At 54.5% G+C, this 23,212-nt stretch carries 15 protein-coding genes and 2 pseudogenes; 12 read left to right on the plus strand and 5 right to left on the minus strand.

Going from position 1 to position 23,212, the window contains the following annotated elements; translation table 11 throughout:
• Window positions 1–12 precede the first annotated feature (12 nt).
• The 7 genes from NAL19_RS11905 to fabI all read left to right on the plus strand — a co-directional run bounded on the left by NAL19_RS11905 (window position 13) and on the right by fabI (window position 7,454).
• On the plus strand, window positions 13–735 hold the full coding sequence (locus NAL19_RS11905; protein ID WP_263057446.1) for an AraC family transcriptional regulator: 723 nt from the start codon (window positions 13–15) through the stop codon (window positions 733–735).
• A gap of 387 nt (window positions 736–1,122) precedes the next feature.
• Window positions 1,123–2,811, plus strand: coding sequence for an ABC transporter substrate-binding protein SapA (gene sapA / locus NAL19_RS11910; RefSeq protein WP_225088168.1), 1,689 nt, complete (start codon window positions 1,123–1,125; stop codon window positions 2,809–2,811).
• A complete protein-coding gene (gene sapB / locus NAL19_RS11915; protein WP_263057447.1) occupies window positions 2,808–3,773 on the plus strand; it encodes a putrescine export ABC transporter permease SapB in 966 nt (321 codons plus the stop codon). Before sapA ends, sapB begins: the two co-directional genes overlap by 4 nt.
• Entirely contained in the window at window positions 3,760–4,650 is an 891-nt protein-coding gene (gene sapC / locus NAL19_RS11920) for a putrescine export ABC transporter permease SapC (protein ID WP_263057448.1), read from the plus strand. Before sapB ends, sapC begins: the two co-directional genes overlap by 14 nt.
• 16 nt (window positions 4,651–4,666) lie before the next feature.
• Window positions 4,667–5,659, plus strand: a complete 993-nt coding sequence (gene sapD / locus NAL19_RS11925; protein WP_225084892.1) for a putrescine export ABC transporter ATP-binding protein SapD — start codon at window positions 4,667–4,669, stop codon at window positions 5,657–5,659.
• Window positions 5,659–6,474 (plus strand): putrescine export ABC transporter ATP-binding protein SapF, encoded by an 816-nt coding sequence (sapF, locus tag NAL19_RS11930; RefSeq protein ID WP_225084893.1) that lies wholly within the window; start codon window positions 5,659–5,661, stop codon window positions 6,472–6,474. Before sapD ends, sapF begins: the two co-directional genes overlap by 1 nt.
• Before the next feature lie 191 nt (window positions 6,475–6,665).
• Entirely contained in the window at window positions 6,666–7,454 is a 789-nt protein-coding gene (fabI, locus tag NAL19_RS11935) for an enoyl-ACP reductase FabI (RefSeq protein ID WP_039351636.1), read from the plus strand.
• Window positions 7,455–7,483: 29 nt separating this feature from the next.
• On the opposite strand, the gene NAL19_RS11940 is transcribed toward fabI, so the two are convergent.
• The 3 genes and pseudogenes from NAL19_RS11940 to NAL19_RS11950 all read right to left on the minus strand — a co-directional run.
• Complete coding sequence (locus NAL19_RS11940; protein ID WP_263057449.1) at window positions 7,484–8,581, minus strand: FAD:protein FMN transferase; 1,098 nt, start codon at window positions 8,579–8,581, stop codon at window positions 7,484–7,486.
• A gap of 115 nt (window positions 8,582–8,696) precedes the next feature.
• Window positions 8,697–11,561: a flavocytochrome c gene (locus tag NAL19_RS11945; protein ID WP_263057450.1), complete on the minus strand. Its 2,865-nt coding sequence runs from the start codon at window positions 11,559–11,561 to the stop codon at window positions 8,697–8,699.
• 331 nt (window positions 11,562–11,892) lie between these two features.
• Window positions 11,893–12,414, minus strand: a pseudogene (locus tag NAL19_RS11950) (TIM-barrel domain-containing protein); the annotation flags it as partial.
• Between the two features lie 106 nt (window positions 12,415–12,520).
• Here NAL19_RS11950 and NAL19_RS11955 point away from each other — a divergent pair.
• A pseudogene (locus NAL19_RS11955) lies at window positions 12,521–13,435 on the plus strand (LacI family DNA-binding transcriptional regulator); the annotation flags it as partial.
• On the opposite strand, the gene NAL19_RS11960 reads toward NAL19_RS11955, so the two are convergent.
• Window positions 13,426–14,328: a LysR family transcriptional regulator gene (locus tag NAL19_RS11960; protein WP_263057452.1), complete on the minus strand. Its 903-nt coding sequence runs from the start codon at window positions 14,326–14,328 to the stop codon at window positions 13,426–13,428. The pseudogene NAL19_RS11955 and the gene NAL19_RS11960 overlap by 10 nt on opposite strands.
• Window positions 14,329–14,512: 184 nt before the next feature.
• On the opposite strand from NAL19_RS11960, the gene NAL19_RS11965 reads away from it, so the two are divergent.
• The 3 genes from NAL19_RS11965 (at window position 14,513) to NAL19_RS11975 (ending at window position 21,701) form a co-directional block, all read left to right on the plus strand.
• Window positions 14,513–16,825: an FdhF/YdeP family oxidoreductase gene (locus tag NAL19_RS11965; protein ID WP_263057453.1), complete on the plus strand. Its 2,313-nt coding sequence runs from the start codon at window positions 14,513–14,515 to the stop codon at window positions 16,823–16,825.
• A gap of 252 nt (window positions 16,826–17,077) precedes the next feature.
• The gene (locus NAL19_RS11970) at window positions 17,078–19,012 is read left to right on the plus strand and encodes an exoribonuclease II (RefSeq protein ID WP_225084900.1); all 1,935 of its coding nucleotides are present in this window, start codon (window positions 17,078–17,080) and stop codon (window positions 19,010–19,012) included.
• A 625-nt stretch (window positions 19,013–19,637) separates the two neighbouring features.
• The gene (locus tag NAL19_RS11975) at window positions 19,638–21,701 is read left to right on the plus strand and encodes a carbon starvation CstA family protein (RefSeq protein WP_263057454.1); all 2,064 of its coding nucleotides are present in this window, start codon (window positions 19,638–19,640) and stop codon (window positions 21,699–21,701) included.
• A gap of 265 nt (window positions 21,702–21,966) precedes the next feature.
• Here the strand turns inward: NAL19_RS11975 and araD are convergent, their stop codons facing one another.
• Window positions 21,967–22,662, minus strand: coding sequence for an L-ribulose-5-phosphate 4-epimerase (araD, locus tag NAL19_RS11980; RefSeq protein ID WP_263057455.1), 696 nt, complete (start codon window positions 22,660–22,662; stop codon window positions 21,967–21,969).
• A 333-nt stretch (window positions 22,663–22,995) separates the two neighbouring features.
• Here araD and osmB point away from each other — a divergent pair, with 333 nt between their 5' ends.
• A complete protein-coding gene (gene osmB, locus NAL19_RS11985; RefSeq protein ID WP_039359270.1) occupies window positions 22,996–23,208 on the plus strand; it encodes an osmotically-inducible lipoprotein OsmB in 213 nt (70 codons plus the stop codon).
• Window positions 23,209–23,212 lie beyond the last annotated feature (4 nt).

Here is a 23,212-nt window from a genome sequence, read left to right on the forward strand (position 1 = left end):
ACGGGGGTCTCCATGCATTACCCGCAGGGGCATGTGGTTCCCATGCACCACCACCGCAGAGGTCATCTGATTTATGCGGATAGTGGACTGGTGCAGGTGGAGGCGCCAACCGGACAATGGCTGGTTCCGCCCACCTCTGCCGTATGGCTGCGTCCAGGTGTTCCCCATCGCCTGATCATTCCGGTCGCTTCACAGGCAAATGGCATCTTCGTGCGTGAAGATATGTGTATACAACTGCCTACCGCAGACTGTGTCGTACGCGTGTCTGGGTTGGCCAGAGAATTGATAGCCCGACTCACCGATGCAGACAGTCACGCAACCACGCCGCGCTATACGCAACTGCTAGGAGAGCTATTAATCGAGGAACTGCGCACAACGCCACATCTCCCCTTTCATCTGCCCTGGCCACAAGACATGCAGATACAGACGGTTTGCCAGATACTCATGAGCGACCCAGGTGATACCGCGACGGCAGACGACTGGGCTGGAAAGTTGGCGATTAGCGGCAAAACCTTTCATCGCCGCTTTCTGAAAAGCACAGGGATGACGTTCGGCAAGTGGCGTCAACAGTTGCGTCTAATGTCATCATTGACCCTGCTGGTGCAAGGTGCCCCCATCACTCAGGTCGCCCTGAGCAGCGGTTACGACAGCCACAGCGCCTATACGACGGCATTCAGAAAACAGTTCGGGCAGTCGCCATCGGCATTTATGGGCGACAGACGGCGCAACACATAACGCCGTCACAGGAAGGGTTGGGAACAAAAAAAAGCCAGCACATAGGCTGGCTAAAATAATACTGGAAGCAATGTGAGCAATGTCGTGCTCTCCTTCAGTGCCTGCGAGAAGCCACTGCTGAAGTGCGAAAATGATGATAATAGTTATCAGTATCATCTGTAAAGCACTTTGTTGAGAATTTTTCTCATTTCCATACTAACTATAGGGTTCTTGCCATCGTAACTCACAGCAGAAATACCGTTAGAATAGGATGACTTCTCTCCCCTCTGCTGACAGTGCTGGTGGCTTAAGCGGTTGGAAAGTCGCCAGACGCGCATAACAAGAGTGGGGAGGATGCCAAGAGTACGATACACTCTGTCTATAACCGTATTGACTGAAAAATCCCGTATGTTCGGAAAAACCTGTTTCGCACTGGCATTAACCTGGCTGGCATTGCCTGCACTGGCCGCACCGCCGTCCGTGCCAACGTCACCTGCTCCGCTGGAAAGTATTCACCAGAGCGGTTTTGTCTATTGCGTCAATGATGTCCTGAACACATTTAACCCGCAGATGGCACGCAGCGGCGTCACCATTGATACGTTGGCGGCGCAGCTTTACGATCGTCTGCTGGATGTCGACCCTTATACCTATCGTCTGATGCCAGAACTGGCCCAGCGCTGGGAAGTGCTAGACAACGGCTCGACATACCGTTTTTACCTGCGCCGCGATGTACCGTTTCAGCACACCGCCTGGTTCAGCCCAACCCGCAATATGAACGCCGATGATGTGATATTCAGCTTCGAGCGCATGCTGGACAAAAAACACCCGTATCATGATGTCAACGGCGGCGAATATCCCTATTTCGACAGCCTGCAATTTGCCGATTCGGTGCAAAGCATCCGCAAACTGGGCGAATATAGCGTTGAAATTCGGCTTAACAGCCCGGATGCGTCTTTCCTCTGGCATCTGGCCACGCACTACGCGCCGATTCTGTCCGCAGAATACGCGCAGCGTCTGGCGAAAGAGGACAAAAAAGAGCTACTGGATCGCGAACCGGTCGGTACTGGCCCTTATCTGCTCGATGAATACCGCAACGGACAATATATCCGGCTGACGCGCAACGGCGATTATTGGCGCGGTCTGCCACGTATGCGGCAGGTGGTTGTCGATCTTGGTTCCGGCGGTACGGGTCGCTTATCCAAGCTATTGACGGGCGAATGTGATGTGCTCGCCTATCCGGCTGCCAGCCAGTTGACGATTTTACGTAACGACCCTCGCCTGCGTCTGTCACTGCGCCCCGGCATGAACGTTGCCTATCTGGCCTTCAACGTGCGTAAACCCCCGCTGGACGATCGCCGCGTGCGGGAAGCCATCGCGCTGGCGATCAATAACGACAGGCTGATGCAGTCAATCTATTACGGTACAGCGGAAACCGCAGCGTCGATTCTGCCCCGCGCCTCGTGGGCGTACGATAATGAATCGCAGATTACGGAATATAACCCGCAGAAAGCACGGCAAATCTTGCAGGATCTGGGGCTGACTAACCTCAGCCTGCGCCTGTGGGTGCCCAGCGCCTCACAGTCCTACAACCCCAGCCCGTTGAAAACCGCAGAGCTGATACAGGCCGATCTGGCGCAAATTGGCGTCACCGTGACCATCGTGCCGGTGGAAGGCCGTTTCCAGGAAGCGAAGCTCATGGAACTCAGCCACGATTTAACGCTGGCAGGCTGGGCAACGGACAGTAACGATCCGGACAGTTTTTTCCGCCCGCTGCTAAGCTGCGCGGCAATTCGTTCCCAGAGCAACTACGCGCACTGGTGCGATCCTACGTTTGACGAAGTGCTGCAAAACGCGCTCTCGTCACAACAGCTTTCTAAGCGGATTGACTATTATCAACAGGCACAGCGTATTCTGGCAGAGCAGCTACCTGTCCTGCCGCTGGCATCGTCATTGCGACTGCTTGCCTACCGCTATGACATGAAAGGGCTGGTATTAAGCCCCTTCGGCAATGCCTCATTCGCGGGCGTCTTCCGCGAGGATCAACAGGCGCAGCAGAAGCCCTCTGCACCGGAAACCGTGGAGGAAGCACAGCCGTGATTATTTTTACCTTGCGACGTCTGGTGTTATTGATAGTGACCTTGTCACTACTGACGCTGGTAGGCTTTAGCCTCAGTTATTACACACCCAACGCCCCGCTCAATGGTGCGGCGCTGTTTGATGCCTATCATTTTTACCTCAGCAGCCTGCTTCAGGGAGATTTCGGTCGCTCCAGCATTAACGGACAGGCCATCAGCGAGCTGCTGAAAGAAGTGTTCCCAGCCACGATCGAGCTTTGTCTTCTGGCGTTTGCGTTCTCGCTGCTGGTCGGGATTCCGCTGGGCATTACCGCTGGCGTGATGCAGAACCGCGGCGCGGACATCGTGATCAGCACGCTGGCGCTCATTGGTTTTTCCCTACCCGTGTTCTGGCTGGCGCTGCTGCTGACGCTGTTTTTCTCGCTGCACCTCGGCTGGCTACCGGTTTCAGGCCGTTTCGACCTGCTCTATCAGGTGAAAACTGTGACCGGATTTGCCTTGATTGACGCCTGGCTGTCAGATTCGCCCCATCGTGGTGAAATGATCGTCAGCGCCATCCGTCACCTGATTCTGCCGATTACCGTGCTGGCCGTTGGGCCGACGACCGAAGTGATCCGTCTGATGCGCGTCAGCACCACGGAGATTATCAGCAAAAACTACATTAAAGCGGCGGCAACCCGCGGACTGTCGCGCTTTACGATCATTCGCCGCCATCTGATTCATAACGCGCTACCGCCGATTATTCCCAAACTGGGGTTGCAATTTTCCACGATGCTGACGCTGACGATGATTACCGAAGTGGTCTTTAACTGGCCGGGGATTGGTCGCTGGCTGGTCAACGCCATTCGCCAGCAGGACTACGCCGCGATTTCTGCGGGCGTAATGGTCGTCGGCGCGATGGTCATTACGGTTAACATCCTGTCCGATATTTGGGGTGCTATGGCAAACCCGTTGAAACACAAGGAATGGTATGCCCTTCGATAACGTTTATAGCGAAAAACGGCTGCCGAGCCGACTGGGCGATACCTGGCGCGCATTTCATCAGGATATGCTGGCGATGATCGGGCTATACGGCTTTCTGATCCTGATTGGCCTGTGCCTGTTCGGCAAATTTCTCGCGCCTTATGAGGTCGATCAGCAATTTTTGGGCTACCAGTTGTTGCCCCCCTCCTGGTCGCACTACGGTGAAGTCTCATTCTTTCTCGGCACCGACGATTTGGGGCGCGATCAGCTAAGCCGCTTGCTGAGCGGGGCTGCACCCACCGTAGGCTCCTCACTCATCGTCACCTACGCGGCCGCGCTGTGCGGCATCGTCCTGGGCGTCTTTGCGGGCGTGACCCGCGGGCTGCGCTCCGCGATGCTCAACCACATTCTGGATACGCTATTGTCGATTCCATCGCTGCTGCTCGCGATTGTGGTCATCGCTTTTATCGGCCCTAAACTCGAACACGCCATGCTCGCCGTCTGGCTGGCGCTGCTGCCGCGTATGGTGCGCACCATCTACAGCGCCGTACACGCTGAAATGGACAAAGAGTACGTGATCGCGGCTCGTCTTGACGGTGCGTCCACGTTTTATCTGGTGTGGTATGTCGTGCTGCCCAACATCGCCGCGCTGCTGGTTTCCGAATTTACCCGCGCGCTGTCGATCGCCATTCTGGATATTGCCGCGCTGGGCTTTCTCGACTTGGGCGCACAGCTCCCGACGACCGAATGGGGCGCTTTGCTTGGCAACTCGCTGGAGCTGGTTTATGCCGCGCCGTGGACCGTGATGCTGCCCGGCGCGGCTATCGCGCTGAGCGTGTTAATCGTCAACCTGCTGGGCGACGGCATTCGCCGCGCGCTCGTCGCGGAAACGGAATAAGAGGCGACGACTCCCTATGCCATTACTTGATATCCGTAACCTGACGATTGAATTCCTGACCCCCGACGGCGCGGTAAAAGCCGTCGATCGCGTCAGCATGACGCTGAGCGAAGGGGAAATTCGTGGACTGGTGGGCGAATCCGGTTCAGGTAAAAGCCTGATCGCCAAAGCCATCTGCGGGATCACCAAAGAGAACTGGCGCGTGACCGCCGATCGCTTCCGCTTTGATGATATCGACCTGCTGCAATTGTCGTCGCGCGAGCGGCGTAAGCTGGTTGGCCACAACGTCTCCATGATTTTTCAGGAGCCGCAATCCTGTCTCGATCCGTCTGAAAGTATTGGTCGGCAATTGGTGCAGGCGATTCCCGGCTGGACGTATAAAGGCCGCTGGTGGCAGCGGTTTAACTGGCGCAAACGTCGCGCTATCGAACTGCTGCACCGCGTCGGGATTAAAGATCATAAAGATATTATGGGCAGCTACCCTTATGAGCTGAGCGACGGTGAGTGCCAGAAAGTGATGATTGCCATCGCGTTGGCGAACCAGCCGCGCCTGCTGATTGCCGATGAGCCGACCAACGCGATGGAATCCACCACGCAGGCGCAGATTTTCCGCCTGCTGTCGCGCCTGAATCAAAACAATAACACCACGATTCTGCTCATCAGCCATGACCTGCAAACCATGAGCAAATGGGCCGACCGAATCAACGTGCTCTATTGCGGGCAAACGGTGGAGAGCGCCACCAGTGAAGATTTGATCACCGCGCCGCACCATCCCTACACGCAGGCGCTGATTCGCGCGATGCCCGATTTCGGTCGCTCGCTGCCGCACAAAAGCCGGCTGAACACGCTGACTGGTGCAATCCCCTCGCTGGAGCATCTGCCGATTGGCTGTCGACTTGGCCCACGCTGCCCGTATTCACAAAAACAGTGTATGCAAACGCCGCCATTGCTTTCCATTAAGAACCACCTATATGCCTGCCACTTTCCGCTCAACATGGAGGAACCGTGATGGTTGAGATGCTGCTTGAAGCCCGCAATCTGACCAAGACGTTCCGCTATCGGACCGGGCTGTTCCGCCGTCAGCACGTTGAGGCGGTGAAATCCGTCAGTTTTACGCTACGTGAACGACAAACGCTCGCCATCATCGGCGAAAACGGATCGGGGAAATCGACGCTGGCTAAAATGCTGTCGGGCATGATCGCCCCAACGTCCGGCGAGTTGGTGATTGACGATCATCCGCTGCACTACGGCGATTATCGTTATCGCAGCCAGCGTATCCGCATGATTTTTCAGGATGCGGGCAATGCGCTCAATCCGCGCCAGCGTATCGGGCAGTTGCTGGACGTCCCGCTGCGGCTGAATACCGACCTCAGCGCCGAAGCGCGCGAAAGAGCGATTAATCAGGCGCTGTATCAGGTCGGCCTGCGTCCCGACCACGCCTATTACTATCCGCATACGCTCGCGCCGGGGCAAAAACAGCGTGTTGGCCTGGCGCGTGCGCTGATCCTGCAACCGAAAGTGATTGTTGCCGATGAGGCGCTGGCGTCACTGGATATGTCTATGCGGTCACAGATTATCAACCTAATGCTGGAGTTACAGGAAAAGCACGGTATCTCTTATATTTACGTGACGCAGCATCTGGGCATGATGAAGCACATCAGCGACCAGATTCTGGTGATGCAGGCTGGCGAAGTGGTCGAACGCGGCAGTACCGCCGATGTGTTGTCCGCCCCGCTTCACGACCTGACGAAACGTTTAATTGCCAGCCATTTCGGCGAAGCGCTCAGCGCCGATGCCTGGCGACGCGACGGCGCACAACGTTAATCTCCGCGCACAACGACGGTATTCCCTCTGACCACAGGGCTGTGGAAAAAGGCGGATACTGCTCGGAGTACCCCTACCGTCCCCAACATGGTAGAATCGCGCGGTTTATTCATCTCGGTCGTCACTTGCCGCGTAGGTTTACCGGCACCGAAGTGGCGATCGCAGCAACAATGATCACAAGGATTACTGCTATGGGTTTTCTTACCGGTAAGCGCATTCTGGTAACAGGTGTTGCCAGCAACCGTTCTATTGCCTACGGTATTGCACAAGCAATGCAGCGTGAAGGTGCCGAACTGGCCTTCACCTATCAGAACGACAAATTGAAAGCACGCGTGGAAGGCTTTGCCAGCGAGCTGGGTTCCAGCATCGTTCTGCCGTGTGATGTCGCTGAAGATGCCAGCATCGAAGCACTGTTTACCGAACTGGCTAACGTATGGCCGACCTTTGATGGCTTCGTGCACTCTATCGCTTACGCACCGGGCGACCAACTGGACGGTGACTACGTTGATGCCGTTACCCGTGAAGGTTTCAACATCGCTCACGATATCAGCTCTTACAGCTTTGTTGCGATGGCGAAAGCCTGCCGTAAAATGCTGAACCCGAACTCTGCGCTGGTTACCCTGTCCTACCTGGGCGCTGAGCGTGCCATCCCGAACTACAACGTGATGGGTCTGGCAAAAGCCTCTCTGGAAGCAAACGTACGTTACATGGCGAACGCCATGGGTGCTCAGGGCGTGCGTGTTAACGCCATCTCTGCGGGCCCGATTCGTACACTGGCTGCGTCCGGCATCAAAGACTTCAAGAAAATGCTGTCGCATTGCGAAGCCGTTACGCCAATCCGCCGTGTCGTTACCATTGAAGACGTGGGCAACTCTGCTGCGTTCCTGTGTTCCGATCTGGCTGCCGGTATCTCCGGTGAAGTTCTGCACGTTGACGGCGGTTTCAGCATCGCTGCAATGAACGAGTTGGAACTGAAATAAGTCATCAAAAGTAGCCTATCTCGGATAGGCTACTTTCCTTTTTCGGCTATAACACCTAGATGGTGCTGCTCGGTTAAATCAGGTAAGACAATACGCTTGTCACGTCTCTCTGGACTAAATATCCCTTTAGTAAACAGATTGTTACTCTTTTTTTCAATGCTAACGGCCACCGAATAATCCGTATCCAGCAATTCAAACGTATAATTCCGCTGCGAAGAAAAAATAATCTCTCGGTTTTTCGTCACAAAGATAGCTTCAATGTCCGGCTGACGGTGTAGAAATTCAATACCCGCGCTCACGCCCATGCCATAGAGCAGCGTGGTGTAGATATCGCCGTCGAGAGAATCATTCGAGATAACCGTTACACTGTGCAGTTCATTATCCAGCGGATACCCCGTCCGGGGATCGAGGATATGATGATAGATATGGTCATCCACGGTAAAAAAGCGTTCATAGACGCCGGATGTCACTACCGATTTGTTCTTCACCTTAATGATGCCCAGCAGGCTATCGCGATCCGCGAAAGGCTTCTGTAACCCGACGCTCCATAACCCTTGCTCATCCGTCAACGCGCTGCCAATCGCCAGCACGTTCCCCCCCAGATTAATCAGCGCATCCTGAATCGCATGTTGATGCAGGACATCACGGACGATATCGGCAATATACCCTTTCGCAATCGCCCCCAGATCGATCTCCATTCCGGCGCTTTCCAGCAACACGGCGCAGTCCTGTTCTCTGAGAATAAGGCGTTCGGGATGTGTTAATGCCAGTGCCCGTTGTATCGATGCGCGGTCAGGAACCGTGCTGCCGCTAAAACCGATTTTCCAAAGTTTGACGACGGGGCCAATCGCCACATTAAAAGCACTATTTTCCATCAGGCTCACCGCTTTGGCGCGTTTAATCAGCGCAAAGACAATCGGGCTGACCGACACATACGCTTTTCCCGCCGCGTGATTGATACTCATCACTTCCGACCGCGCTCGGTTAACGGTTAGCATGTCTTCAAGCTGCTTGATGCGCTGGAAAACTTGCCTGACGGCGGTTTCATCATGAACAAAGAGTTTGAGCAGAATGGGGCTGCCCATCAGATTAACGGAATAAACGTAAACGTTATCGACCGAAGGCATACGGTGGCTCCCATGAACGAATAGCGATACAGAGAGGATACGGTTGGAAAATCGCGAGCGCCCTTTCAGACGCCCGCCATTAGCACGGCTATTTTACGACTAACGCTCCTGCCACTTATTCTTCTACCAGCATCGGTTGATTTTCAGCCGTTTTCGCAAACCTTGGCTTACGCGCCTTCGTTGGAAAAACGTCGGAACGACGCGGCGCACGCGCATAGGCCGCGGCCTGAATGCCTGCCTGAATACCGAAGATAATGATATCCGCTACGGCATTGCCGCCAATACGGTTCGCACCGTGAATACCGCCAACCACTTCCCCTGCGGCATACGCCCCGGAGATCGTCTCTTTATAACGGTTCAGCACTTCTGCCTTCTCGTTGATGGTAACGCCCCCCATCGTATGGTGTACGCCCGGCGCTACCTTAATGGCGTAGTAAGGCGCCTGATTCAGCGGGTCGCGCATCCCCGTCGTGCGGCCAAAATCCTCATCGTGCTTATCGGCAATAAAGGCATTGTAGCGGTCGAGCGTAGCGTGCAGCGCCACCGCTGGCATATCCAGCCTGTCGGCCAGTTCCGCGACGCTGCCCGCGCTAACGGTCAGTCCTTGCGCGACATACTCTTCGACCGCCCGATTGCGGCTTCTCACCTGCTCGTCAAATAGAATGTACGCATAGCCTTCTGGCAGATTCACGATAGCTGATGAAACATTATCGCGTGTCTCCATCTCGTTAAAGAAGCGTTCCCCGCGCGGTGACACCAGAATCGCCCCACCGCCGCGAATGGATTCAGAAATCAGATAAGACGTCGTCTGTTCAACCGTCGGATGGGTCTGAATTTCCCCCATGTCCACCGTATCCGCGCCGATCTGTTCCAGCAGGCGAATGCCACCGCCCGTCGCCCCTTTGTGGTTGGTGGTGACGAAGCCTTTCAGGTCTGGACGATATGACTCCACCATCGACGTATTCGCGCTAAAACCGCCCGTGGCAACAATCACCGCTTTTGTCGCAATGTGGCTCTCTTCCTGCTCCTCATTGACGATTCTGACGGCAGTAACCTTGCCCTTTTCCTGCACAATCTCGGTCACCGACGTTTCCAGCAGCACCTCAATATTGTATTTATTGAGGTTTTTAATCAGCCCGCTGACCAAATAGCCGCCTACCGCGGCGCCGTTGGCAGGCCGATGCGTTCTGTCTACGCTCATGCCGCCCGTCGTGGTGATATCGCTCAGTTCAATATCGTGCTGCGCCAGCCAGTTAATCGCCTCAGACGCATGATCGACGAAATACTTCACCAGCGCGGGATTGTTCTTCTGTTTGCCGCTTTTCAGCGTTTCGTCATAGAACAGCGCCTGGCTATCTTCGATACCTCTATTTTGCTGGAAGACGGTGCCCGCCGCATTCATACCGGCAGAGGCCTTGATGGTATTGCCGCCGATGACCGACATCTTTTCAATCACGATAACGCGCGCGCCCGCTTCGCTGGCCTGAATCGCCGCTGCCAGCCCCGCGCCGCCGCTGCCAATGACCACCACGTCCGCTTCACGACGTGCGTCTGGGTTACCGCCATCGGCAATGATGGCGTCTTTGCTGGATTTCACCATCGCCTTGGTGACCGCTTTTTTAATCGCTTCACTCTGTGCCGTTGCGCCCGTTACGGCATCAACGTGTGGACTATTGGTATCCAGAATGCGTTCGCGGATAATCTCAAAACTGATTTTCAGCGAATCATCCATCTCGCTATTCTCCAGCGCGATATCGGCGACCCGATTCTGCTCAAAATGAACCTGAATTCGCAACTCGCCACATTCATCCTGAACGCGTTCCTGATAAACCCCGGATTTAAATTTTTTGCCGGTTAAATTCACGTCCCGAATCATGGCTTCAACTAATGAAAAACGCCACAGGGGTTCAGGAATCATTAATGCTTCACGTTTATCGCTGGCAATATAAAGTTCGAGCTTTTCCTGCTCGGCAATACGATCTGTCCAGTCAGGATAGGCAATACAGGCTCTGCCAACCGCAATCAGGTCATAACCATTTTCTAGCGCCGCGTCAGCATCTGCCTGATTGACAATATCCCCGACGCCAATCACCGGAATTGCCGCTAATGTCGTAGAACGGCGCGCAACATATTTCTTAATCAGCGGCGTCGTATCGTTTGTTTCGACAATCGATGAACGCAGAATATTTCCCATCGAGAAGTGAACGTAATCCAGCCCGCGTGCCGCTAATTTCTCCAGCAGATAGAGTGAATCATCAAAATGAATGCCCGGCTCTTCGATCTCTTCCGGCGAGAAGCGATAGCCGATGATAAAGGACGGATCGGCGTATTTACCGGCAACATCATGGGCAATATCCAGAACGGCCAGCGGAAACGCCGCACGTTTATCACGGCTGCCGCCCCATTTATCTGTGCGCCGATTAGAGTGAGGTGAATAAAACTGTTGGATCAGGTAGGTGTTCGCGCCGTGAATTTCCACGCCATCAAAACCCGCCTGAATGGCACGATGAACGGCATCGCCAAATTTGCCGATCATGGCATCAACCTCATCGCCCGATAGCGCGACCGGAACGATGGCACCCGCGCGCGGCGCGGCAATGGCACTCGGCGCAACTGGCGTCGCACCACCGATAAAACGCGGTTCGACCATCCGGCCGCCGTGATAAATTTGCAGAATTGCCGTCGATCCCTTTTCTTTAATCGCCGTCGCTATTTTGGTCAATCCGGCAATTTTGTCGTCGTTGTCTATCCCTATCGCACCGGGAAATGCCAACCCTTTATCATCAATAAAACAGCATTCCACAATCACGGTGCCGATGCTGCCAGCTCTGGCCTGATAATATTCCACCAGCTCTTTGGTCACGCTCCCATCATAAAACCCACTACAGGTGGTCATGGGCGCCATCAGTACCCGATTTTTCAGCGTCGCACCGTTGGGGAGTGTAAAAGCGGCAAATAGATCATGGTGATTATTCTTCATAATGAATACTCCACTTAAAATAAAATCCTGTTCGAAAAGGCCATGTTTTTCTTTTAATCATTAATTCTTCTGGCTGATAATTTGCGAACTTATTACTTACCAAGTATCTATTTTTTTTGATGTTATAAAATGTTTTCTTAGTATTTAAACTATTTTGTAGATCCGCTTTTATTAGGGGTATTGGCACAACTCTTTTTTATATTTAATATTCCATTCACTTCATTAACATCTCCTTATCCTTAAAATAACCAATCGGATATTATTTATATTCTGCATAACAAAAAAAACGCCCCGATAAACAATAAGACCGAGGCGTCAGACCGTTGACAAACCTATTTTCTGAACGAGAACGGGAGTAACGGAATAGAAGAGTAGATAGCGGGATCATCGCGCCCGCGCGCACCAGCAATGGAAGTCGCTCCAATGGCGCGTCCAGCACGATCGTCTTTCCACCGCTGAACCATTGGCCGGAATGAAAATCGTACCAGCCTGACGTATTCGCTGGCAGGTAAACCGCCCTTTGACGCTGCCCCGGTTCCACCACGCTGGCGACCAGAATATCGCGTCCCAGCATGAAATCGTCAGTTTCTGCCAGCGTCGTGCTGTCCTGCTCGTGATCGAGGAACGTCGGGCGCAGCATCGGCTCATCGTCTGCGCTAGCTTGCCACAGTAAGGTGTAAAAATACGGCAACAGACGATAGCGTAGCTCAATAGCGCTGCGAATCGCTGGCGTCACCGCAGGATACATCCACGGCTCGTTCACCGTCTGGTCGTCATTCCAGGAGTGAATGGTGAAACGCGGGTGCATCATGCCATTTTGTACCCAGCGTACAAACAGCTCGGCGTCTGGCTTAGGCGAATAAACCGCGCATCCCGTTCACCGTTGCCATCTGCCCTTTATCAAACGATTCCACCACCAGTGCGCTCAGCATGCAGGAAATGACCTGATGACCGAATCCGCCGATGGCCGTCTGCTCTTGAACGGGTTAACGATCTTCGCTCCACCGCGCGCGTTTGATATTCGGTCAGACATCTTCTATCACAAGGTGGTACAGAGCATCATTGATGCCCTGAAGCCACACGATGTGCGAGTGCGGTACTGCGGGCTGGAGGAAAATGACAGCGATGCGGCGCTCTTTTTAGACAAAATGCGCGATCCGGCCACGGAAGCGGCGCTGCTGATCGGCATCGACGATCCCTATATTCACGCGCTGGCGGCGGACAGCGGTAAGCCCTGTATATTGATTAACTGCATCGACCGTAAGATGCGATTACCGGGTGTGGCGCCTGCACATCGGTTAATTGGCGAGTTCTCCGCCCACTATCTCTTCGAACAGGGGCACCATGCCGTATTGACGCTATTATGCCTGCGTCGCTACACGATGGAACTGCGTCTGGACGGCATCCAGGATGCCTATCAGTACCATAATCTGCCGTTTTCTACCGGGGACAACCTGCTGTCGTTAGATAATTTCAGCACGGCAGACGCGGAACAGGCGATGACCGCCTTTTTGTCCCGCTGCCCGCAGGATAAATGGCCTACAGCTATTCTGGCAGGCGGTGACTTCATCGCGGTCGGGGTGGTGAATGCGCTGCACAAGGCGGGACTGCGCGTACCGCAGGACGTTTCGGTGATGAGTATGGATGGATTCAATCTGTCGGCCATTCACGACGTGCCGCTAACGTCGGTACATGTACCGCGTGAGGCGCTGGGCGAAGAGGCCGTCAGGCTGTTGCAATACCGCCTGATCCGTCCCGAGGCTCCGGTTGGCAACACACTGCTCAACGGTACGCTGGTGGTGCGCCAGTCCGTCAGGCGGCTGCGCGCCAGTAAATCGGTAGCACCGGTACAGGATGAAAGTCTTTACGACTGAGTGTGTAACCACTGCTGTGCCACATCAAAGAAGTTCTGCGCCAGCGGTGTCGCTCTGCCTGCCTGTGCGACAACAACCGCCGCACGACGACGCATCGGCGGAAATTGCAGCGGCCGCAGCGTTAACGCAGGCGTCATTTCTGGAATGAGGCTGCCACGGGGAACAATGCCGCATCCCAGCCCGACATAAACGCTTTGGATCAGTTGCAGGATAGAAGCGCTTTCCACTTTGACCCACGGCGAGACGCCCATTTCACGGAAATGGCTATCCAGATAGCGACGGAAATAGCGGCTGGCCTCCGCCAGACAAAGCGGCACATCGGAAAGCGCAGCGAGAGGCAGCGGCGTATCCCCGACTAACTGCGGGAAATGGTGAGGATGGAACAACAGATCAATGCCCTGCTCCGTCAGCGGCGACGCCTGAAAGTGCAGTTCCTGTAGCGTCGAAAACTCAAAAAAGCCGATGCCGACATCCACCGAATGCGCATTCAGCGCTTCCAGCAGTTGATCCGCACTGAACAGCGAGATCTGAAAATCCAACTGCGGATAGACCTCGTTTACCGCCGCCAGCAGACTCGACAGCGCAATACTGCTTTGCGGCACCGCACCGATGCGCAGAACACCGCTGACGCCGCGTTTTAGCGACGCGACTTCCAGTTTCAGCCCCTGATAAACTGAGACGATCTCCCGCGCCCAGGCCAGCACGCGCTCGCCTTCGACGGTAAAGCCTTCAAAATTGTTACCCCGGTTGATGAGCGGCAGATCCAGCTCTCGCTCCAGATTTTTCAACCGCATAGAGAGCGTTGGTTGACTGACAAAACTGGCTTCCGCGGCTCGGCCAAAATGGCGCTCTTTCTCCAGATTGCACAAGTATTGCAGTTGCTTGATATCCATCGTCAGGCTCGATCGTCAGACACAGTAGTGGGTAAGCCCCGAGTATATACTGATAAACCGCCTCTATCCCACCATAGCCGCATTTGATTAGACGGGATCGCCGACCACACCTAAACTTTCCTCAAGAGCAAATATTTAAAATTTTGTTCACATAAAAAAAACATCATCACCTGCGGAATATGTCATGAAATTCAAACCATCCATCAAGCCATACCGCAACGCGGCTGGCGGCTGGGGCTCATTGGAAGCCACCACGCGTTTTGTGCTCGACAGCAAGCAAGCGCTGAAAAATATCCGAAACTTGTTGCGGGTCAATAAATCGAAAGGTTTTGACTGCCCCGGCTGCGCCTGGGGTGATGACAACAGCAGCACGTTCAGTTTCTGTGAAAACGGCGCGAAAGCGGTCAGTTGGGAAGCGACGCGCAAAGCGGTCGATCTGGATTTCTTCGCCGCCCACAGCGTCACGACACTACGTCAGCAAAGCGACTATTTCCTTGAATATCAGGGGCGCTTAACCCACCCGATGCGCTATGACCGCGCCAGTGACCGCTATGTTCCCATCGACTGGGACGCGGCGTTTGCGCTGATCGCTCACCACATCAATAACATGGATCACCCCAATCAGGCGGAGCTTTATACGTCTGGTCGTGCCAGTAATGAAGCCTCTTATCTGTATCAGCTTTTTGGCCGCATGCTGGGCACCAACAATTTCCCTGACTGCTCGAATATGTGTCATGAGGCCAGCGGTATTGGTCTGAAGCAAAGTATCGGCGTGGGCAAAGGCACCATCCGACTGGACGATTTCGAGCACGCTGACGCCATTTTCGTTTTTGGTCAGAACCCTGGCACCAACCACCCGCGGATGCTGCATAGCCTGCGTCATGCCGCCGATCGCGGCGCGCACATCGTCTCCTTTAATACGCTCCGCGAACGCGGTCTGGAACGTTTTGCCAATCCGCAGAATCCGCTGGAGCTGCTCACGCCGCTGTCCGGCACTATTAGCGAAACTTACCTGCAACCTAATCTGGGCGGCGATATGGCTGCCGTGCGCGGTATGGTAAAAGCGCTGCTGGAAACGCATCGCCAGCGCCTGTCCGACGGGGAAACGGGGTTATTCGATCAGGCGTTCCTGTCCACGCACACCCAGCAGGTGGACGAGTATCTGGCCGTTGTCGACGCGACAAGCTGGCAGAAAATCGAACAACAGTCCGGCCTGAGCGAAGCACAACTGCGCTATGTGGCGGCGATTTATCAGCAGTCACCGCGGGTCATTTGCACCTGGGCGATGGGCATTACCCAGCATAAACACTCCGTCGCCACCGTGCGGGAAATCGTGAATCTGCAACTGCTGTTCGGGCAGTTGGGGAAACCGGGTGCCGGGCTGTGTCCGGTGCGTGGACATAGTAACGTGCAGGGCAACCGCACCATGGGGATCGATGAGAAGCCGACTGCGGCATTTCTCGATCGTCTGGCGGCGCATTATGATTTCACGCCGCCTTACGCCGCCGGCCACAACACCGTAGAAGCGCTGGAAGCCATGCTGCGTGATGAGATCAAAGTGCTTATCGCACTGGGCGGTAACCTCGCGGCTGCCGCACCGGACTCGGCACGTACCGAAGAGGCACTCAGCCGCTGCGATCTGACCGTGCACATCAGTACCAAGCTCAACCGCAGCCACCTGATTACCGGCAAGATCGATGCGCTAATTCTGCCGACGCTCGGTCGTACCGATCTCGATATGCAAGCCAGCGGCCCGCAGTTTATTACCGTTGAAGACTCCTTCAGCATGGTGCATGCGTCACAAGGTGTCGGCCAGCCGCTTTCGCCGTTGCAGCGCTCGGAAACAGCCATTGTCGCCGGGATTGCCGATGCGGTTCTCGGTCATGAAACGCTCGACTGGCTGGCGCTGGCGGACGATTACTCACGCATCCGCGACCATATCGCCGCGACGATTCCCGGTTTTACCGATTTCAATGCCAAGTGCGACCTGCCGGGCGGATTCTATCTCGGTAATGCTGCCGCCGAACTGCACTTCAATACCCTCAACGGGAAAGCGCAATTCAGCCATGCCACGCTGCCCGATACGCTGTTCCCACAGCTACAAGGCAGCGATGTGCCTTTTACGCTGCAAACCCTGCGTTCACACGACCAGTACAACACCACCATTTATGGACTGGACGATCGCTATCGCGGCGTGTATGGGCAACGAGAAGTGCTGTTCATGCACCCGGATGACATCAGCGCACTGGGGCTGGAAGATGGCGATCGGGTTGATATCGAAACGCTGTGGAATGATGGCATCACCCGCGTCGTCAATGGATTCAAGCTGGTGAGCTACGCCATTCCACGCGGCAATCTGGCAGCCTATTACCCAGAAACCAACCCGCTGGTGCCATTGTCCAGCTTCGGGGATGAAACGCACACGCCAACCTCTAAATCGGTGCCGGTTAGCGTTCGTCGTAGTATGCAAGCGGAGTCTCTGTTACGTATCGCCTGAATTGCATATAGCCTGAACATCTGTCCACTAGGCTGTCGCCACCTCAAAAGCTCCCCCTGTCGTGCAGTGACATCCGTCGAGTGCACGGCTGGGGGACACGTTCAAATCGGCGCTGACTTGACGCGAATTCATACGCGCCCTACTGCTGATCTGTGCTCACTCCGTCCCCCGATTATTCTTGCCGCCAGCACCCGATTCGAGTAAAACTGTGAACCGCTAATTGAGCCATTCACAACCGTATTTCTGGACGCTATGTTTCAAGATAATCCGCTGCTTGCACAGCTAAAACAGCAACTTCACTCTCAGACGCCGCGTGTTGAAGGTGTCGTCAAAGGCACTGATAAAGGATTTGGCTTTCTTGAAGCTGACGGACAAAAAAGCTATTTCATTCCCCCTCCGCACATGAAAAAAGTGATGCACGGTGACCGGATTACCGCCACCCTGCATACAGAAAAAGAGCGGGAAATTGTCGAGCCAGAAACGCTCATCGAACCTTTCCTGACCCGATTTGTTGGGCGCATTCATAAAAAAGACGATCGTTTATCCATTACGCCTGACCATCCGCTGCTGAAAGATGCCATCCCTTGCCGCGCCGCACGCGATGTGACGCACAATTTTCAGGAAGGCGATTGGGCAGTGGCAGAGATGCGCCGTCACCCGCTGAAGGGCGACCGTGGATTTCATGCAGAGCTGACGCAGTACATCACCACGGGCGATGACCCGCTGGTGCCGTGGTGGGTGACATTGTCACGTCATAATCTGGAGCGTGCAGCGCCGGACGTTGAAGCAACGGAACGCAATGACGGCGAACTCATCCGCGACGATCTGACCGCGCTGAGTTTTGTCACCATCGACAGCGCTAGCACCGAAGATATGGACGATGCGCTGTATGTACAGGACAACGGCGATGGTTCGCTGCAATTAACCGTTGCTATTGCCGATCCGACCGCCTATGTCGATGCGGGCAGCGAACTGGACAAGATTGCACGCCAGCGCGCCTTCACCAACTACCTGCCCGGCTTCAACATCCCGATGCTGCCGCGCCCGCTGTCCGATGATATCTGCTCCCTGCGCCCGAACGAGCGCCGCCCTGTCCTCGCTTGCCGCGTGACAATTGCCGCCGACGGTGCGTTAGGTGATGATATTCACTTCTTTGCCGCCTGGATCGAATCCAAAGCCAAGCTCGCGTATGACGATGTCTCTGACTGGCTGGAGGAGCAAGGTGAATGGCAACCGCAAAACGATGCCATTGCTGAACAAATCCGTTTGCTGCACCGCCTCTGTCTGGCGCGCAGCGAATGGCGCACCACCCACGCGCTGGTGTTTAAAGATCGTCCTGATTACCGCTTCCTGCTGGGTGAAAAAGGCGACGTCTTGGATATCGTGGTTGAACACCGCCGTATCGCTAATCGTATCGTTGAAGAATCCATGATTGCCGCCAACGTCTGTGCGGCCATTATGCTGCGAGACAAACTGGGCTTTGGCATCTATAACGTCCATAACGGCTTCGATCCGGCATCCATTGATCAGGCCGTTGCTGTGTTGGACACTCACGGCATTCAGGCCGACGCGCAGGCGCTGTTGACGCTTGAAGGGTTCTGTAAGCTGCGTCGCGAGTTGGATGCCCAGCCGACACAGTTCCTGGATAGCCGTATTCGCCGCTTCCAGTCTTTCGCGGAAGTCAGCACCACACCGGGGCCGCATTTTGGTCTGGGTCTGGAAGCCTATGCCACCTGGACATCCCCGATCCGTAAATACGGCGATATGGTGAATCACCGCTTGCTGAAAGCCGTGATTACCGGGCAGGCTGCGGAAAAACCGCAGGACGACGTTACGGTACAGTTGGCGGAACGCCGTCGCCTTAACCGTATGGCCGAGCGTGATGTCGGTGACTGGCTGTATGCTCGCTACCTCAGCGACAAAGCGGGTACCGATGTGCGCTTCAATGCGGAAATCATTGATGTCACACGCGGCGGTCTGCGTGTCCGACTGCTGGATAACGGCGCAGTGGCCTTTATCCCGTCCTCCTTTATCCACGCGGTGCGTGACGAGCTGGTGTGCAGTCAGGAAATGGGCACGCTCGCCGTGAAGGGCGAAGTCGTCTATCGCCAGGGGGATACGCTGGACGTCGTCATCGCGGAAGTACGTCTGGAAACCCGCAGCGTTGTGGCAAAGCCAGCCGCATAAGCGTCATACCGCCGATTCATCGCGGCGGGCAGCATCTCCGCGCGGGCGTTCATCGCGAACTGACCCGCGCATCATCATGCATTTATTCCGCAACATGATTTATCAATGACAAAATTTACCAACAACTGGTTTATCAACGATTTGCCGTTGGTGTGGTCGATAAACGCAGCAGCCCGTTGACAGCATCTGTAGAGTGCCATTGATGAAATAGACAGCACATACAAAAATGCGCGGGTTGTGCCCGCGCATTGCTAGTTCCAGTAGCCTGCATAGCGCCACGATTGTCATCGCACGTCAACGCTGATTCGTCATCGAGCTGAGGCAGCTTTTTTACCGAGTCAGCACGTTACCCCTTGTTTGGGCTTTAATTTTCTTTACAAAAATTCACCTTCGCTCACATTTTCTCATCCATTCCCTTCTCTTCGCCATTAAACCCACTATTGTTAAATTGTATTAACACTCGCGCCATATACCCCAAATAATTCGAGTTGCAGGAAGGCGGCAAACGCATGAATCCCCAGGAGCTTACACAAGTAAGTGACTGGGGTGAGTAAGAGAAGCCAACGCACATGCAGCTTGAAGTATTAACGGTATACCCGTTCTGAATAACGAAGGAGCCGTTGTTATGAATAACGTAAAGAGCATTGTGATCTGGCTGCTAGTCGGCCTGGCGGGCGCCTTTGCGTTCGCTACGCTGGCACTGAGCCGCGGTGAACACGTCAATGCCGTGTGGTTAGTCGTCGCTGCTGTATCGTGTTACAGCATTGCCTATCGCTTTTACAGTCTGTTTATCGCCAAAAAAGTCTTTGAGCTCGACGATCGCCGCCTGACACCGGCGGAGCGTCATAACGACGGTCTGGACTACGTTCCCACCAATAAATGGGTCCTGTTCGGCCACCACTTCGCCGCCATCGCCGGAGCCGGGCCGCTGGTTGGGCCGATCCTCGCCGCGCAGATGGGCTTCCTTCCCGGAACAATCTGGATTCTGGTCGGCGTTATGCTGGCAGGTGCCGTACAAGACTTCCTGGTGCTATTTATCTCCACCCGCCGGGATGGGCGTTCTTTGGGCGAGATGGCGAAACAGGAACTCGGGGCGTTCGCGGGTATCATCACCATGCTCGGTGCGTTGGGCGTGATGATCATCATTCTCTCGGCGCTGGCGCTGGTCGTCGTTAAGGCGCTGGCGGAAAGTCCGTGGGGGCTGTTCACCATCGCCGCCACTATCCCTATCGCGCTCTTTATGGGCGTTTACATGCGCTTTTTACGTCCGGGTAAGATCGCAGAAGTGTCTATCATTGGTTTTGTGCTGATGATGCTGGCGATTGTGTATGGCGGTAACATTGCCGCGCATCCCTACTGGGGGCCGTTCTTCACGCTGAAAGGCACGTCGCTCACCTGGATTCTGGTGATTTACGGCTTCATCGCTTCTGTGCTGCCAGTCTGGCTGCTGCTGGCGCCGCGTGATTATCTCTCTACCTTCCTGAAAATCGGGGTCATTATCGGGCTGGCCTTCGGTATCGTATTCGCGATGCCGGAAATTAAAATGCCCGCCGTTTCCCGCTTTATTGATGGCACCGGCCCGGTCTTCTCCGGTACGCTGTTCCCCTTCTTGTTTATTACTATCGCCTGTGGCGCGATTTCGGGCTTCCACGCCCTGGTTTCCAGCGGCACCACGCCGAAACTGGTTGAACGTGAAAGCCACATCCGTTTCATTGGCTATGGTGCCATGCTGATGGAATCCTTCGTCGCCATCATGGCGTTGATTTGTGCTTCAGTTATCGAACCGGGCATCTACTTTGCCATGAACTCACCTGCCGCGCTGATCGGCACCACGGTTGAGAGCGCCTCGCAGGCCATCAATAGCTGGGGATTTGTCATCACCCCACAGGAATTGAGCGCGATTGCCCATGACGTGGGCGAAGCCTCGATTCTTTCCCGCGCGGGCGGTGCGCCAACCTTCGCGGTAGGCATGGCCTACATCATCACCGAAATCTTTAACAGCCGGGCGATGATGGCATTCTGGTATCACTTCGCGATTCTGTTTGAAGCCCTGTTCATTCTGACCGCAGTAGACGCCGGGACGCGCGCCTGTCGCTTCATGGTGCAGGATCTGGTCGGTATTGCGATTCCCAGACTGGCCAACAGCCACTCCTGGCTGGGTAATCTGGCCGGTACGACCGTCGCCGTTTCCGGTTGGGGATTCTTCGTCTATCAGGGTGTTATCGATCCACTGGGCGGGATCAATACGCTCTGGCCGCTGTTCGGTATCGGTAACCAGATGCTAGCCTCGATGGCGTTAATTCTCGGCACCGTGGTGTTGTTTAAGATGAAGAAACAGCGCTATGCGTGGGTGACTATCGTCCCTACCGTCTGGCTGTTTATTACCTCGATGACGGCAGGTTGGCAAAAAATCTTCCATGAAAAGCCCAGCATCGGTTTTCTGGCACAGGCAAAACGCTTCGCGGCGGGTATTGAGCAAAACACGCTGATCGCCCCGGCCAAATCGATTAAAGACATGGAAACCATCGTCTTCAGTAACCAGATCAATGCTGCGTTGTGCGGGTTCTTCATGCTGGTAGCGGTAACGATGCTGGTTTCCGCGTTCTTCGTCATTCGCCGGGCGCTGAACAGCGATGTCCCAACGGCAAAAGAGACGCCGATAGTATTACGGGACGGCGCACAACCTTAAAACGTCGTCACGTTTTCCTCAATCCCTCCTTCATGGAGTAATGCCGATCGTTTAAGAATCGAGATACCGGGGGCTACCACGGTGCGAGGTATCCCTGCGGGAACCTCATCACCGTGTTTCCCCCTAAATCCACGCTTAAGTGAACAGTATTATCCTTCATGGAGGGGTTTTTTATGGCGTGCCATTCAGCAACGTAATCAATAACGATAGCGCCGCATTTGCGGCGCTAAGGTGTTACCTAGAAAGTGAAAGGAATCGCGGCGGTTTATTGCCCGTAATACGCGTTCTTACCGTGCTTGCGTAAATAGTGTTTATCCAACAGCGTTTGCTGCATCTCACCCAACTGAGGCGTTAACTGGCGCGAGAAAATTCCCATGTAGGCAAGTTCTTCCAGAACAACGGCGTTGTGCACCGCATTGTCTGCATCTTTCCCCCACGCAAAGGGGCCGTGCGAGTTAACTAATACGGCGGGGACATCTACCGGAGAAATGCCACGCTGGCGGAACGTTTCGGCGATCACTTGCCCGGTTTCCCATTCATAGCGTCCGTTGATTTCTTCATCCGTCATCAGGCGCGTACAGGGAATGGGGCCATAAAAGTAGTCTGCGTGCGTCGTTCCCCAAGCGGGGATATCTTTACCGGCCTGCGCCCAGATCGTGGCATGGCGAGAATGGGTATGCACAATACCGCCGATATCGGCAAACGCCAGATACAGTACACGGTGGGTATCGGTATCTGACGACGGTTTCTTCGTGCCCTCTACCACCTTGCCGCTTTCCAATTCAACGACAACCATCTCTTCCAGCGTCATGGCTGAATACTCCACGCCGGAAGGTTTGATCACCATAAGGCCATGATGCCGATCTACCGCGCTGACATTTCCCCAGGTAAACGTCACCAGATTGTGCTGCGGCAAAGCCAAGTTGGCTTCCAACACCTGTTTTTTTAGCGTTTCTAACATATCAGCCTCCCATCGGCGCGATAACACCATTTTCGCGGCCTGACGAGCGGGTCGCTATGGGCTAAATCGCTAAAGACCTAGCGGTGTTCTGCTATGGGAAAAAGAAAGAGACACACCACAGAATTGCGCAAAAAACAGCCAATTTTATCAATTATTGCTATCTTTAACATAACGAAAGGGAATTAAGAGTTTTTACCTGTTGCAGTTTTTTCCGATGATTATACTTGTCATCAAGCAGTAAAAGGCTCGGTTTCTTTATTTAATACCGTAAAAGGCACGTTGTTCGATATTTCCTCACAAGAAACGTGAGGCCAAGAGCAGAAGGGGAAAAAGATGAAATTAAACAAACGTTTTGCAACAGCCGCTCTGGCAATTACGCTTGCCGTTACACTCGCAGGCTGTTCAAACATGTCTAAACGTGACCGTAATACCGCGATTGGTGCCGGTGCCGGTGCGGTAGGTGGCGCTATCTTAACGGATGGCGGAACATTAGGAACGCTGGGCGGTGCAGCTATCGGCGGACTGATTGGCCGTCAGGTCGACTAACGAA

Source organism: Pectobacterium sp. F1-1 (assembly GCF_025643735.1).
Taxonomy (GTDB): Bacteria; Pseudomonadota; Gammaproteobacteria; order Enterobacterales; family Enterobacteriaceae; genus Pectobacterium; species Pectobacterium colocasium.